Source organism: Shewanella sp. 1CM18E (assembly GCF_023161665.1).
Classification (GTDB): Bacteria; Pseudomonadota; Gammaproteobacteria; order Enterobacterales; family Shewanellaceae; genus Shewanella.
Map to the genome: position 1 here is coordinate 367,188 of NZ_JALNTW010000003.1, position 14,139 is coordinate 381,326.

At 42.9% G+C, this 14,139-nt stretch carries 14 protein-coding genes and 1 riboswitch; of the genes, 10 read left to right on the plus strand and 4 right to left on the minus strand.

All coding sequences use genetic code 11. The features are described 5' to 3' along the window. Positions 1-120: 120 nt before the first annotated feature. Entirely contained in the window at positions 121-1,320 is a 1,200-nt protein-coding gene (locus MSG37_RS07130; RefSeq protein WP_248469887.1) for a M56 family metallopeptidase, read from the minus strand. Further along, the gene (locus tag MSG37_RS07135) at positions 1,317-1,694 is read right to left on the minus strand and encodes a BlaI/MecI/CopY family transcriptional regulator (protein ID WP_248469888.1); all 378 of its coding nucleotides are present in this window, start codon (positions 1,692-1,694) and stop codon (positions 1,317-1,319) included. The genes MSG37_RS07130 and MSG37_RS07135 overlap by 4 nt, the downstream gene beginning before the upstream one ends. 275 nt (positions 1,695-1,969) lie before the next feature. Between MSG37_RS07135 and MSG37_RS07140 the strand changes: the two genes are divergently transcribed. From MSG37_RS07140 to MSG37_RS07155, 4 genes are all read left to right on the plus strand, one after another. Then, complete coding sequence (locus MSG37_RS07140; RefSeq protein ID WP_248469889.1) at positions 1,970-2,659, plus strand: hypothetical protein; 690 nt, start codon at positions 1,970-1,972, stop codon at positions 2,657-2,659. 318 nt (positions 2,660-2,977) lie between these two features. Next, a riboswitch (cobalamin riboswitch) is annotated at positions 2,978-3,182 on the plus strand. A gap of 115 nt (positions 3,183-3,297) precedes the next feature. Continuing rightward, positions 3,298-5,151: a TonB-dependent receptor gene (locus MSG37_RS07145; RefSeq protein WP_248469890.1), complete on the plus strand. Its 1,854-nt coding sequence runs from the start codon at positions 3,298-3,300 to the stop codon at positions 5,149-5,151. Positions 5,152-5,244: 93 nt separating this feature from the next. Then, positions 5,245-5,844 carry an arylesterase gene (locus MSG37_RS07150; RefSeq protein ID WP_248469891.1) on the plus strand — a complete coding sequence of 200 codons (600 nt, stop codon included), beginning with the start codon at positions 5,245-5,247 and terminating at the stop codon, positions 5,842-5,844. 260 nt (positions 5,845-6,104) lie between these two features. Beyond that, the gene (locus MSG37_RS07155) at positions 6,105-6,833 is read left to right on the plus strand and encodes an HDOD domain-containing protein (protein ID WP_248469892.1); all 729 of its coding nucleotides are present in this window, start codon (positions 6,105-6,107) and stop codon (positions 6,831-6,833) included. Between the two features lie 54 nt (positions 6,834-6,887). Here MSG37_RS07155 and MSG37_RS07160 read toward each other — a convergent pair whose 3' ends face one another. Then, entirely contained in the window at positions 6,888-7,790 is a 903-nt protein-coding gene (locus MSG37_RS07160) for a LysR family transcriptional regulator (RefSeq protein ID WP_248469893.1), read from the minus strand. Positions 7,791-7,968: 178 nt separating this feature from the next. Here MSG37_RS07160 and MSG37_RS07165 point away from each other — a divergent pair, with 178 nt between their 5' ends. The 6 genes from MSG37_RS07165 to MSG37_RS07190 all read left to right on the plus strand — a co-directional run bounded on the left by MSG37_RS07165 (position 7,969) and on the right by MSG37_RS07190 (position 12,825). Then, positions 7,969-8,121: a hypothetical protein gene (locus tag MSG37_RS07165; protein WP_248469894.1), complete on the plus strand. Its 153-nt coding sequence runs from the start codon at positions 7,969-7,971 to the stop codon at positions 8,119-8,121. Between the two features lie 254 nt (positions 8,122-8,375). After that, positions 8,376-8,750 carry a hypothetical protein gene (locus tag MSG37_RS07170; protein WP_248469895.1) on the plus strand — a complete coding sequence of 125 codons (375 nt, stop codon included), beginning with the start codon at positions 8,376-8,378 and terminating at the stop codon, positions 8,748-8,750. Positions 8,751-8,933: 183 nt separating this feature from the next. Beyond that, complete coding sequence (locus MSG37_RS07175; protein WP_248469896.1) at positions 8,934-10,991, plus strand: protein-disulfide reductase DsbD domain-containing protein; 2,058 nt, start codon at positions 8,934-8,936, stop codon at positions 10,989-10,991. A gap of 115 nt (positions 10,992-11,106) precedes the next feature. Continuing rightward, positions 11,107-11,943 (plus strand): DsbA family protein, encoded by an 837-nt coding sequence (locus MSG37_RS07180; protein WP_248469897.1) that lies wholly within the window; start codon positions 11,107-11,109, stop codon positions 11,941-11,943. After that, entirely contained in the window at positions 11,930-12,478 is a 549-nt protein-coding gene (locus MSG37_RS07185; RefSeq protein WP_248469898.1) for a protein disulfide oxidoreductase, read from the plus strand. The genes MSG37_RS07180 and MSG37_RS07185 overlap by 14 nt, the downstream gene beginning before the upstream one ends. A 134-nt stretch (positions 12,479-12,612) precedes the next feature. Next, a complete protein-coding gene (locus MSG37_RS07190; RefSeq protein WP_248469899.1) occupies positions 12,613-12,825 on the plus strand; it encodes a dodecin in 213 nt (70 codons plus the stop codon). A 49-nt stretch (positions 12,826-12,874) separates the two neighbouring features. Here the strand turns inward: MSG37_RS07190 and queG are convergent, their stop codons facing one another. Then, entirely contained in the window at positions 12,875-14,089 is a 1,215-nt protein-coding gene (queG, locus tag MSG37_RS07195; protein ID WP_248469900.1) for a tRNA epoxyqueuosine(34) reductase QueG, read from the minus strand. Between the last annotated feature and the right edge of the window lie 50 nt (positions 14,090-14,139).

Consider the following 14,139-nt stretch of genomic DNA (forward strand, 5'->3'; position numbering starts at 1 on the left):
TATTTTTAAAGATAGGTGCTTTGACTAACTGCAAAGTTAAGAACAGCGCTTGTTATGGCTAAGTAATATAGATTAGCAATTGGACTTAGCAAGCTAAGCCCAATTGATCATTAGAGAGTGTTATTTTGAAGTGACCTTGATGCGCTCAACATCTGTGGTAGGGGCTTCAACTTCAAAGTCGAGTTGTACTTTTGAACCTTGAACGCCTTTAGCCGAACTCTGGTACTGCCATTGCTTTAGTGCAGTAATAGCCACTGCATCAAACACTTTCTCAGGTGATGACTTTATTACGCTAACATTGGTTACTGAGCCACTTGGGGTAATATCAAACTGCAGTTGTACAAAACCATTTTGATTAGCCTTTGCTGCTTCAATCGGGTATTTAGGTTCAACACGCATGGTTGGATATACCACTGATTGTTTATCTACGCCGCCGGCTTGCACTTGTTGATTTAGCATTAGACCGCAAAGCCCTAAAACCATGATTAATCCTATAACTGCAATGCTGCTTTGGCCTTTTTGCTGTGTTTTCATTTGCATAATACGTTCCTTGAGTATGTTTTTATTTCCGTAGTGAGTGTGTAGCAAGCCGTGCTGGGCCTGCTGTGAATAAGCCAACAGCACTTGGTTATAACTGATTTTTTGTTGCTTGCTGAGTGACTGAGTCACATAGGCATCGCAGGCTAGCTCTTGATCATTGCGAAAGCGACGGTATGCAAGCCAGCAAATGGGGTTAAACCAAAACAGACATAACACGCCATACGCCAATAAATTGCACTGTAGATCGCCACGCTGGTGGTGATATTGCTCGTGATTGATAATGGCTTGCTGCTCTTGTGCATTAAGTTGGTTGAAGTTAACTGGCAAGATGATTTTTGGGTTCACAATGCCTATAAGCATCGGCGATTGCACTTTGGGGTGAACGTAAGTCGCTAGGCGTGAAAATGGGTTGCTTACTTTTGTCGCACTGCGTGCAAGGGCTTTGATTGATATAAGCTGCAGCGCAAGCAGCATAAGCATGATAGTAATTCCGCTAAGCCATACGTAGCTAACAAATAGCCCATAGTTTGTTGTGTTTTTAGCTTGAATCACTTTACTTGCCAAAACGCTGTAATGGGCGATTTGCTGAGACTGAACTGCTGCAAATAAGTTTGGCATGGCTGTGACAATTGCTGAGCTAAGTAACACAATAGGCACTGCTAGCCAAAGATGATAAGTCTGGTGTGAGCCTAAGTATTTTTGTAGTGGCTTGTGGCAAATCAGTAAGCCTACACAAATTAGGCTTAGTAGTAGGGTTTGTTGCGCGATCCATAGCATCATGACTTGTTTTCCTTTTGCCATGTATCAATTAACTGCTGCAGCTCAGCAACATCTTGCGCATTAAGTTTGTTTTGCTTAGCAAAGCCTGCGACGAGTGGGGCAATGCGGCCAGAGAATAAGCGATCAATAAAGGATTCAGTTTCTTTTAGCTGGTATTCGCTCTGATCAATTAATGGCGAGTACAGGTATGAACGGCCTTGTTTTTCAAAACCAATGGCTTGCTTTTTGACTAATCGGTTTAGTAGCGTTTTAACGGTTTTTTCGTGCCAATCATGGCTGCGCGATAACTGGTTGATCACCTCGCTGGCACTTTGCGGTGAGGACTGCCACAAAATATTGAGAACCGATAGCTCAGCATTGCTGATCTCTTTCATGTTTAGCGCTTCCTTGTACTTATGATTACACTTGTAATTTACAATTAAGATTACAAATGTAATCAAAATGTGCAAGTATTTTCTGGCTGATTTTTAATCTTGTTTGGCTTTGTCTTTATAAGTAACTATTAATTAAGCTTATTTTGTTATGGATATTTATTTACTGCAGGGAGGGGAAAACTAATTACTTTTTTAATTACCACTTTTGCCGAAGCGCATTTAGAATGAAAAGTATAGAAAATACCCTAAACAAGGATTGTAAAGGTATGCCCTCAATGTTATCCCGTATCACATATGCTTTGTTCAGCAGTATTATATTGCTTGTGTCTCAGCCCCTTTTTGCTAATGGTGCAAATAAAGCCTCTGATGAAATTACTGCTGCTAATGCCAAAGAAACGGCGAATAATCAAACTGTTAATCAATCATCTCAGCAGTTGGTGATCTTTGAGCAGACCATTAATTTTAACTTACCGTCCGATTGGAAATTAGCGCATTCAGAGCAACAAGATACGATGTTTTCTGCTGAGTTTGTGCCTGCTAATCAAGAGCTGCAAACTTGGTCGTCTATGGTGTGTGTACAAGGCTTTAAAGGTGTGGCTGAAGATATTGAACCTGAGCTTTTTTTGGAAACGATGGCCAATGTGTACCTTGAAAATTGCCAAGGTGAAATGGTGTTTGAAACTTTACCCAGTGAACCATTAAATGGCCATGAAACGGCTAGTGCAATTATCGGCTGCACGAAAATGCCGAATTCACACATTAAGTCGATTGATAAAACTACCGCTTATGAGGCCAACCACGGCTTAGGTGAAATTGGCCACTACACTGCGGTTAAAGGTAAAGCTGATCTGTATTTGATCCATAAATCGATTAGGGGTGACAGCTTTAGTAAAGCTAATCCGCCAGTTAAATCGCAAAACTATCAAGAATTTTTGTCGAGCATTACTCCGCTAAGCCTACATTGATAAGCGCATCTATCTGTTTACTTGCTTTTTATGTTTGCTTTTAAAGCAAATATTCTAGCTTATAACAAATTAATGCGTTATCCCTGCCGCTAACTCTGCTGATTACTTACCGTTAAGTTAGACATTTAACCGTATAGACGTCTATAATGCGCGCACCCACTGGTGGCGCTTTTTTGCTCTTGAGTGGGTGCAATGCATACTACTGCAAAAAGTAGTACTTAAAATGATGTTATCCAATAATGAAAAGTGCATCTTTTGGCTTTTTGTTACTTAGCTATTTGTAAAATAGCTTTAAAAAAAACAACTCATAAAAAGAGTATTTTAGTCAACTTTGTTGGTGCCTTAGTTACCTAGTAACAGAGGATAATCGGGAAGTCAGTTAAATTCTGACACTGCCCCCGCAACGGTGAATGGTGAGAGACAGGTGCGCCTTAATGGAAAGGCGTTTAAAGCTTGTACTCGCGTATTAAATTGCTAATACAGAACCTAAGTCCGGAGACCGGCCAGTAAAGTGATTTCGATGATTTCGGCGGGCAGATCTCGAGATGCGGCATATAAACGGCTAGGCATAAAGTTAACTTTTGCTCCGGATCACCGTGACGTTTTTGCCCCGTTTTCCTTTTAGGAGTCAAAGGTAAATGGGAACACAACCATCAAAAATCGCACTGCTAGTTAGCAGTCTTTTAAGCTTATCTGCATTTTCAGTAACTGCTGAAGAAGCGACAACCCCAGCTGCAAACGTTGACGAAACCATTACGGTTACTGGTTCGCGTTTTGATAGAACGGCCGATCAACAGCTAACTGTTATCAACACCATTGAACGCGAAGAAATTGCGCGTCTAAACCCTAAATCAGTTGCAGATGTATTAGAAACATTACCGGGTGTAAGCATTTCACGTAACGGCGGCGCTGGTCAGGCTACTTCAGTGAGCATTCGTGGTAGTAACTCTAATCATGTTTTAGTGCTTATTGACGGTGTCAAAGTGGGCTCTGCGACTTTAGGTACTGTTAGCTTTAATACGTTATCGCCAGAAAATATTGAACGTATTGAAGTGCTAAAAGGTCCACGCGCCTCTGTTTGGGGCAGTGATGCTATTGGCGGTGTGATTCAAATTTTTACTCGCCAACTTAAAGGCGGTGAGTGGTTTGCTGGTGCTGAATATGGCAGCAATGATTATATTCGTGGCTCATTTGGTACTGGTATGGATCACGGTAACGGCAGCACTACGCTAACGGTTAACCACGAGCAGTCTGATGGCTACGATGTTTATAACGGTGCACCTGTTGAAAATGATGATGACGGCTATAAGCGTAATGCTATTTCGCTAAAAGGCTCTCAGCAAATCAATCAAAACTGGCAAGCGCAGTGGAATGGTCAATACGATAAAGGCAACACTCAATACGATGATGTTTATGCCTCGGGCTCTGCTGACGAATCTGACTATGCTAACTATCTGTGGAACCTTGCTACTCAATACAGCAACGATAAATTCACCAGCAAATTGGCACTCAGCCAGTCACGTGACTATAACGAAAACTTCCGCGGTGACGACATCAATGTACCAGTTTCAGAATTTGAAACTAAGCGCGATCAAGTTAACTGGAGTAACCAATATTTAGCGGCGAATGAACTGACATTTACCGGTGGTATCGATTGGTCTAACGAAGCGGTTAAAGGTGATTACGCTCAAGATGAGCGTGATGTTTTTGGTGCGTATGTTTTAGTGCAAAAGCAGTGGAGTCAGTTATTAGCTGAGGCTGCTGTACGTTACGATGACGTTGAAAACATCGATAGCGAAGTGTCTTACAATGCCAGCCTTGCTTATCAGTTTAATGATCAGTGGCGTTTAGCTGCATCAACAGGTACAGCATTTAAAGCGCCTACTTTCAATGATTTGTATTGGCCGGGTTCTGGTAATCCAGATCTGATGTCAGAAACAGCTGAAAGTTATGATTTGACTCTGCATTATCAAGCTGACGATATTCGCGCTTACATCAGCGTATTTGAAAACAGCATTGATAACCTGATTGCTTGGGCACCAACAGGCGAACAAGACGATTTTGGTTGGGATATCTGGAAACCTGCCAATATCGATGAAGCAAAAATTCAGGGTGTAGAAGTTTCAGCGAACTTTAGTGTGTTCAGTCTAGATCACCAAGTTGCTTATACTTTCCTTGATGCTGAAAACAAGCAGACAGGCGAAGAGTTAATTGGCCGCAGTGAAAACGAGTTTAACTACCAACTAAGCTATCATTGGGAGCAAATTGATGTGCTCGCTAACTACCATTATCAAGGTAAGCGTTACGCTGGTTACAGCGAGTATTTTGATGCGACTCATCAAGTTGATTTAAGCATAGGTTACCAGCTAGATGACGCTTGGAGCTTACGTTTAAAAGCCAATAATTTGTTTGATGAAGAGATTATCTCTGCGCAAAATTACTTTAGCCCAGGTAGGGAGTTCTTCTTTAGCGTGAGTTACCAAGCCTTTTAAGGCTAAGTGCTCGTAAAATAGATTGAAAGCCAGACCTTGTGTCTGGCTTTTTTTATGTTATTTTTTGAGTATGCGATTAAAAAGGCATGCAAAATGCGCAAACAACTGGGTCATTTTTTTGTTTTGGTGTTATTGCTGTTAGTGACAGCATGTTCTAAACCAACTATTCCACCACTAAGCGACAATGCGCGGATCCTAGCCTTTGGTGACAGCTTAACTTATGGGGTTGGCGCATCGAAAGGTCAAGACTATCCAAGTCAGTTAGCCAAGCTGAGCGGCTTTGAAGTGATTAATGCTGGCGTATCGGGGGAAACCACCACTCAAGGTGCTGCGCGTTTAGAGGCTTTACTTAATGCACATTCTCCCGAGTTATTGATCTTACTGGAAGGTGGTAATGATTTTTTAAGAAATCATTCCGTACAGGCCACTAAAGCAAACTTAGCCAGCATGATAGAAATGGCGCAATCATATCAAGTTCCGGTTGTATTAGTTGCGGTACCGCAAAAAAGTCTGTTTTTGTCACCCTCACCAATCTATGCCGAATTAGCAGATCAATATGAGCTAGTTTTGGTTGAAGATACCTTAAGCAACCTATTAAAAACCTCTGCAATGAAATCAGATACCATACATTTAAATGATCAAGGTTATTTAGCGCTGGCTAATGCAATTTTACAAGCGGTAATTGATGATTAGTGTTTTATAACAATTATTTATGCTAATTGGGTTGAAGAAAGCTTTACCGTTAAACAAACTTAAAACTGCGGAGTGGAAGCTAGGCTTATATAGGTAAACACTGAATTAACCTGCTTAGAAAAATTTATACACACAAAACAGTTAAAACTTACAAAGTTATTAGCTTTTATGGCTTGACCTATACAGGCATATTATGGGTTAATTTACATAAAGTTTAATGTATATAATTATTAAAAATATAATAGGGTTTAACGTTTCGCATGACAGATCTTGAGCAGCAAGTATTTACTCAAGTACGTGCCATTATCAGCAATGAAGAGCAGGTAATTGGCCGTCGGGGGATCCTTATCCCATTGAAAAAAGCCATTATTGCGGATGGTGACATTCGCAATGTAATCGATATTGTTTCTTCAGATCCTGCTTTGTCGGCCCATCTACTTTGGCGCAGCAATAGTGCTGACCATGCCGCACCGGAAGCATCTAAAAACCGCTCGCTAAAAGATGCATTGGTTCGTTTAGGACAAGTGAACATTTATCGCTATGCGTTTACTTTTTATCTTAAAGAGCGTTTAGATGAGCTGCAGGAACCCTACAAAAAGTTGGTTCAGGGCTATTGGACTTTGACTGAGAGCATCGCTATTGATGCCGTTGATCAGCTTCATCAACTTGAAGGGGTTAATATTAATCCTGATGAAGTGCAAACTTTGGCGCTATTTAGTGTATTTGGCGAGATCATTGCGTTAACGGCATTTGCATATCTGAACTCAGGTTGCAGCGAGCAGTATCCAATTGCTGCACTTAAGGCTGTGATTGAGGGGCAACAACAGACATTAACTCTTGAAGCATTTGAGTCATTAGGCTTGGATGACGAGTTACAGACAGAGTTTTTGGTTGCCCATAACTTACGTGCAACTCATAACGTTAACTCTCCGGGTTTAGTATTAAAGCGTGTGCTTGCTAAAAGAGGCTTGTTACTTAAGCCAATATGAGCGCCAGATTAAAAAGCCTGCATTTGCAGGCTTTTTTGTTTTAGCTAATTGGTATTAGTTTACTTTTTGCTTCGCCAAGCCTTCCTGCGCAACTAACTCTAACCAATGCTGAGCTAAACGAGCATTAGCACTGTTGCGACGATACGCGCCAAATAACGGACGTTTCAAACCTTCTGCACCGAGTTTCAAGCTCTTTAAGCTAAGACCATGAGCTTCGCTAATAGACCAGCTTGGCAGTGCGGCAATTCCGTCTTTACAAGCGATGCGTTGCAGCAACATCATGGTTAAATCGCATTTAACTTGTGGGCCCGCTTTTACACCTGCAGGCTCTAAGAAATGACGATGAATATCTAAACGCTCAAGCGAAACTGGATAACTGATTATGGGTAAGCCTGCTAACTGTTGTGGGGTAACAAACTCTTGTTCTGCCAGTGGGTGGTCGCTAGCTACAACCAATCTAACTTCAAAATCGAATAGGTGCTGATAAGCAATAGCCTGACCAGGCACAGGATCTGAGGTTAACACTACATCTAACTCACCTTGCTCTAATGCGTTGAGCGAATCAAACAGATGGCGGCTAGATAAGTCGAGATCCGCTTGTGGATATTGCTGACGGAATTGTTCCATTACCGGCATTAACCAACGAAAACAGCTATGGCATTCAATGCCAACACCTAGATGATTGTCGCCAATTTCTAAGCCTTTTTTTAGATCAAACTCAGTTTCAATCACCTTAGGCAAAATATCTTCAGCTAGGTTAAGTAAGCGTGCGCCTTCTTGGGTAAATGACAGCGGTTTACTCTTGCGCACAAAAATAGCGGAATTTATCCGAGTCTCCAACTCTTTAATTTGATGAGACAATGCCGACTGAGTGACGAAGCGTTTCTTAGCAGCCCCAGCGAGGCTGCCGCTTTCTTTTAGGGCAACTAAGGTACGTAAATGTCTAAGCTCTATCATTTTATCCTCACATGAAATCCGCTCATGTAGCGCTTGAATTCGTTTCGATTGCGAATCCTTAGGCTAACACAATAAACTTCTAGACGTCCAGACGCCCAGCGATCTGTTTTTGTTATATGTCATTCAGATGGGTGATAAGTCTGAATTTTACTCATCTTAACATCAAAAGATATACAATATGCAATTATTTGTTCAGAGATTTATTCGTTTTAGTTATCTAGTAGAGCTAAAACTTGTGCTAGTAAAATACTGGCAAGCTGAAGTTGAGCAATCGCAACTCGCTGAAATATCTAAAGGGATATGTGAGGCGCACTCACTATGGCAGGCATAAATACAGCTAGTAGCTTAAAACCCTCACTATCGTGGTCGTTGGTTTTTCAAGCGGTCAGATCAAAATATTGCTGAATGATGAACTATTTTTGTCAATGTCCGGTCTTATGTTGTGAACTGTATATTATTGGCTGAATTTGAATTGCAGCTAATAGCTAGGTTGTTGATAATATCAACCACCAAAGCCTTATGTGCTTTAGCGGAGTAACTATTTCTCATTTGAGCGTAAGTAAAGCAAAAACGAATTGGACTGTTATGGTGTTTTCCATAATGGTGCTTTTCTGCTTGGCGCAAAATAGTGGGGTGTTTAGCGCACTGCAACAAGTCAGTCAGCTAGCTAACGGACAGACCAAGGCGATAACTTACGATTCAGTAGACGCAGCTGCCACAGCCTCGTTAACTCAAAGTGGCGGTTCGGCTGCTAAGAGTAGTGAGTTTAAAAAGTGTGAGTTGTCTGAAAAATCGTTGCGGGTTTGCCTTGATGAACCGCCAATAATGCCACTATTGGTATTACTATTTATTTTCCCTCTTATTCCACTGGCATCTCGCCAACTACAGCGCGCCCTCGATGTGCCTGTGCTGCCTAAGCCGCGGCGAATACACCTTTCCTTGTGTCGTTTTCAAGAATAAATCTAACTGTTTATTGGCTATTAGTAATGGTTGTTACTAACAGCGATTACTAGCATTATTTGCTAATACTTAGATTTGGCGAGTGTACGAAACTAACACTTAGTTAGGCTAACATTATGCCGTTATTGTCGTTTCAAGCCGTCAGTGATAAAGGCTTGATAAGCCGTGTTTACGGAGAATAAATTGAAATTATTTACCCAGATTATTTTAGCGTGCCTATTTGCATTCACAAGTTCAGTGTTTGCCCAATCAACAGGCTGGCTAGAGAACCCAAATCATCCACCAGTTAAAGCTAAATTTATGCTTACTGGTGAGCTAGATGAAGCAACGAACACCTTGCCGGGCGTGTTAGAGGTGCAGCTTGATGGTGACTGGAAAACCTATTGGCGTAGCCCAGGAGAGGGCGGTATTGCCCCTAGTATCGACTGGAGTGGTTCTACTAACCTTGAAGAAGTCGACTGGCAATGGCCTGCTCCTGAGCAGTTTTCGTTACTTGGCTTACAAACGTTTGGTTACCACAATCAAGCGACTTTCCCGATCTCAGTTAAAGTAGATGACGCCAATAAACCGACCCATTTACAGGGTAAGTTTACGCTGTCGTCTTGCACCAATGTGTGCGTATTAACAGACTATGAAATTAACCTAGATATTGATCCTGAAACCATGACGGCCGATGTCGATGCGATGTTTGCCTACAATAAAGCGCAGTCGTTAGTTCCACAAAAAAGCACGAACGCGAGCCTGGATATCGGCTGGGACGCAGCGGCTAAACAGCTACAAATTGAGATGGATGATAGTGGCTGGGTAATGCCTAAGTTTATTATCGATGGCGAGCCTGATACCACGTTTAAGTTTGTGCGTTTTGAGCGTTTCGAAACAGAATCAGCGGCTAATAAATTGCGCGCAGTGTTTGATGCATCAAGCTGGTTGGGCGATCCTGAGTTAATTGGTAAATCACTTAACCTTACCGTCATTGGCCATGATAAATCGGCAGAGTATCGTGCCGAGGTGACAGCAACCACAGTACAAGCTAGCGCTTCATCTTTACTTCAAATCTTGCTGGTAGCGCTACTCGGCGGTTTAATTCTTAACGTAATGCCATGTGTATTGCCTGTCCTTGGCATGAAACTTAGCTCAGTGATTGCAGCGCCAAACCTACAACAAAGCCAAATCCGTAAACAATTTATCGCTTCAGCTTTGGGGATTTTAGTTTCGTTTTGGATCTTAGCCGGCTTTATTCTAGTGCTTAAATTTACCGGCCAAGCGATTGGTTGGGGCGTGCAGTTCCAAAACCCTTGGTTTATCGGCTTTATGGCTGTGGTGACTTCAGTGTTTGCCCTAAATATGCTGGGGGCATTTGAAATTAATTTGCCATCAAGCCTGCAGACCAAGCTGGCAACGACAGGCGGTAATGATCACAAAGGTCATTTTTTACAAGGCATGTTTGCTACCTTATTGGCAACCCCGTGTAGTGCGCCTTTCCTAGGCACTGCTGTTGCCTTTGCACTTGGTGCCGATGTATTGAGCCTATTTGTTATTTTTAGCGCACTGGCGTTAGGTATGGCATTGCCTTGGCTATTAGTGGCTGCATTTCCGCAAATAGCGAGTTATTTCCCGAAACCGGGTCGCTGGATGAATGTGGTCAAAATCGTGTTCTCAGGCTTACTGTTATTAACTAGCTTGTGGCTTATCAGCCTATTAGCCAACTTTGTTGCGAGTAGCTTATTGTGGGTGATTGCTGCTGTATTAACCCTTGGCTTTTTAATTGCTATGGCCAAGGTGCACGGTAAAGCTGCGGCGATTGCCAGTATCAGTATTGGTATTGCAGCTTTTGCTATTGCAGCGTTTGCCACCTCTGATAGATGGGCGCAGCCACTGCCTACAGATCTTGATTGGCAACCACTTAATGAAGCCGAAATTGCTCAGCAAGTTGCTGCGGGTAAGACCGTATTTGTGGATGTAACCGCTGACTGGTGTATTACCTGCAAAGCCAACAAGGTTGGGGTGATCTTGCAAGATCCGGTTTATAGCCAATTGAAAGCCGATGAGATGGTATTGATGGTTGGTGACTGGACTAAACCATCGAAGCCGATTACTGATTATCTGCAAAGCCACAATCGTTTTGGTGTGCCATTTAATGTGGTGTATGGCCCGAACGCACCCGATGGCATAGAGCTGCCAGTGATCTTATCAAGCAGTGATGTCATTAATGCGATAAATGCCGCGTCGGCTAAGTTCTAATCATGACTCATATGGCTTAGACGCCTTATCGTACATCTATTTATTGCAGCCTTGAGTTTAAACAGGGCTGCTGCCCCATTTTTTGAGTGGCAACAGCGGCTCGAGTGAGATTTTTATGAAAAACCAAATGAACAAAAATGAACTAACAACTGCCAATTTAACCGGTTTTGGCAAGAAGACAGCTTTGACCTTTATCGGATTACTCGGGCTAACAGCATTAGGCTTTTTAGGCAGCCAGTTGGCTACAAGTCAGTTTGTTAGCGCTAACGATTCAAGTTTGTCAGCAGCGCAGCAGCAAGAGGTTAAAGCGATAGTCAAAGAGATGTTAGTGAATGACCCAGATCTGCTAAGAGAAGCGTTTATTGCCCTGCAAACTCGAGAGATGATGAAAGAGCAAGCTGGAGTTGAGCAAATTATTGCTGCTAATCAACAGGCGTTATTTGAAACGACAACTGATCCATGGAAAGGCGCAGAAAACGGCGAGATCACCATGGTATATTTTACTGACTTTAACTGCCCTTATTGTAAACAGTTAGAGCCAGAATTAGACAAGTTAATGGCAGAGTTTCCACAGCTTAAAATCATTATCAAAATGGTGCCGCTGCAAGGACAAAGCGCAGTTGATGCTGTGGATTTTGCCCAAACCGTTTGGCTCAATGAGCCGCAAAAATATCTACAAGTAAAAGATACCTTAATGTCTGCACCGCGTAGATTAGACAGCCAAGCGATTGCTAAAGTCGCGAGTATCACTGACACCACCAACTGGCTAAATAATACTGATAGCCGCGTTGCTGAAGCGGTAGCTGCTAATTTGGAGCTTATGCGCGCACTGCGGATCGGTGGCACGCCAAGCATGGTTATTGGCGATCAAATTGTTGCCGGACTCGTACCCTTTGAGCAATTAAAGCTGCAAGTTGAACAGGCATTGGAGGCGCAAAATGGCGATAAATAACCCTGAACAACAGACTGAAAATAGTCAGCGGCAACCTTTTGCCAAAAAGCTATTTGGGTGGCTGAAACAGCTGCTATTTATGTTGGTGTTATTAACCGTGTTCTCTGCTGCACTGGATATATGGCGCAGCCGCGATATACCTAAAACCGACTTACCCAATATTCAAGCAACCACGCTGCAAGGCGAGCAAATAGAGCTGTTGGCGATGAGCCATGAGCAACCTGTGTTGCTGTATTTTTGGGGCACTTGGTGTCCGGTTTGTAGCTTTGTTAGCCCATCGGTAAATGTGATGTCAGGTAGTTATCCGGTTGTGAGCGTCGCGATGACATCGGGGCCAGATAAAAAAATGCAGCAATATTTACAACACAAAGGCTATAAGTTTGCAGTGGTGAACGATGCTAGCGGTGAAATTGCACAGCAGTGGTCGATGCAAGTCACGCCGACGCTAATGGTGATTAAAGAGGGGGAGTTAGCTTACTACACCAGCGGCTTTACGAGTTTGCCGGGGATCTGGTGGCGAATGCTGTTTGCATAATATGGCTAGCGAGGGTCTATCTGATAGAAGCATTGGCAATAACAGGATTGCTAATAATTGTGGCTCAAACCTGACTAAAACAGATGTTGTTCTATACTGATTAGCATCAATACTTGCACACTGTTGGAGTCACTATGAGTCATACCTATAAGATTATCGAACTAACAGGATCGTCGCCAATTAGTTCTGATGAAGCGATCAGAAATGCGATAGCAGCAGCGAATGAGTCATTAAAGCATTTAAGGTGGTTTGAGGTGATTGAAACTCGGGGCCATCTTGAAGAAGGAATGGTGGCACATTGGCAGGTAACCATTAAAGTCGGTTTTACTTTAGACTCCAAAGCATAAACAGTAACTTGAATGCAAAATGGGCGCTAACTGAGTTAGCGCCCATTTTTTATGCGTCTCGCGGCAGGCCTTTTTCGACACTGCGGATCACCCTTTGAGTTTTACGATTCACTGTTTCGATGGTGGACTCGCTTTGAGTCATATCGGATTGTTTAGTCGCTTGTTCGGCCAGTGCCCAGTCGATATGTTCTATCACTATTCCATCGGCTTCATCAGTCAATTTTCGAGCCTTAAGTGCAGCAATAATCGCTTTGCTATAGGGCGCATTACCTAAGGCTACGGCGATATTTCGTAGCCAACGCGCATGGCCAATACGCCGAATAGGGCTACCTTCGGTCAGCTTTAAAAATTCTGGCTCACTCCAAGCAAATAGTTCGAGCAACTGAGGTTGTTTGAGCTGCGTCCGTGTATGGAAATCGCTTTCTTCAGTGATTGGCGCTTTACTATTAACCGGGCATACCAATTGGCAGTCATCACAGCCGTATATGCGGTTACCTATGGCTTGCCTAAATTCAAGCGGAATCGCCCCTTGTAGCTCAATGGTGAGATACGAGATGCAGCGGCTTCCATCAACAATATAAGGTTCTACAATCGCGTTAGTGGGGCAAGACTTAATACAAGCAACGCAGGTTTTACACCCTTCTGCTATAGGGATATCAATCGGCAGCGGTAAATCAATTAATAGCTCACCGAGAAAGAACCAGCTACCGACGTCTTGATTGAGTAGTAAGCTGTGTTTACCTGTCCAACCAAGACCTGCTTTATCAGCAAGTGGTCGCTCTAAAATTGGCGCTGAGTCGACAAAAGGCCGTGAGTTGGGTTTAGTTACACCTAGACTTTTTAGCTCTGATTCAATTTTATCGCCAAGCTTTTTAAGGCGATTTCGAATAAGTTTGTGATAATCCCGGCCGCCGGCATAACGGGAGATATAGCCAAGATTGGGATCTTTAAGGTTAAAGGCAAAGCCGGCTTCAGGTGGCAGGTAATTCATCCGCGCTGAAATAACCCGTTGAGTCCCGGGGTGCAGCTCATGTGGACGTGCGCGCATCATGCCGTGATTTGCCATATAGCCCATTTCACCATGATAGCCATTGTCTAACCACTGCTGTAGTTTAGGCTCTTCATCTGTAAGGTCTGTGTCGCAAATGCCGATTTGCGCAAAGCCTAATTCTTGCCCCCAAACTTTAATTTTAAGGGCTAATTCGCCAAGTTGAATAGCGGTTAAGCTGGTAAGCGGAGCAAGTTGTGAAGGTGAGTCTGACATAGATCTATTTACGGCTTTAATTAACCGCTAATGATAGCAGTTAAAGGGGC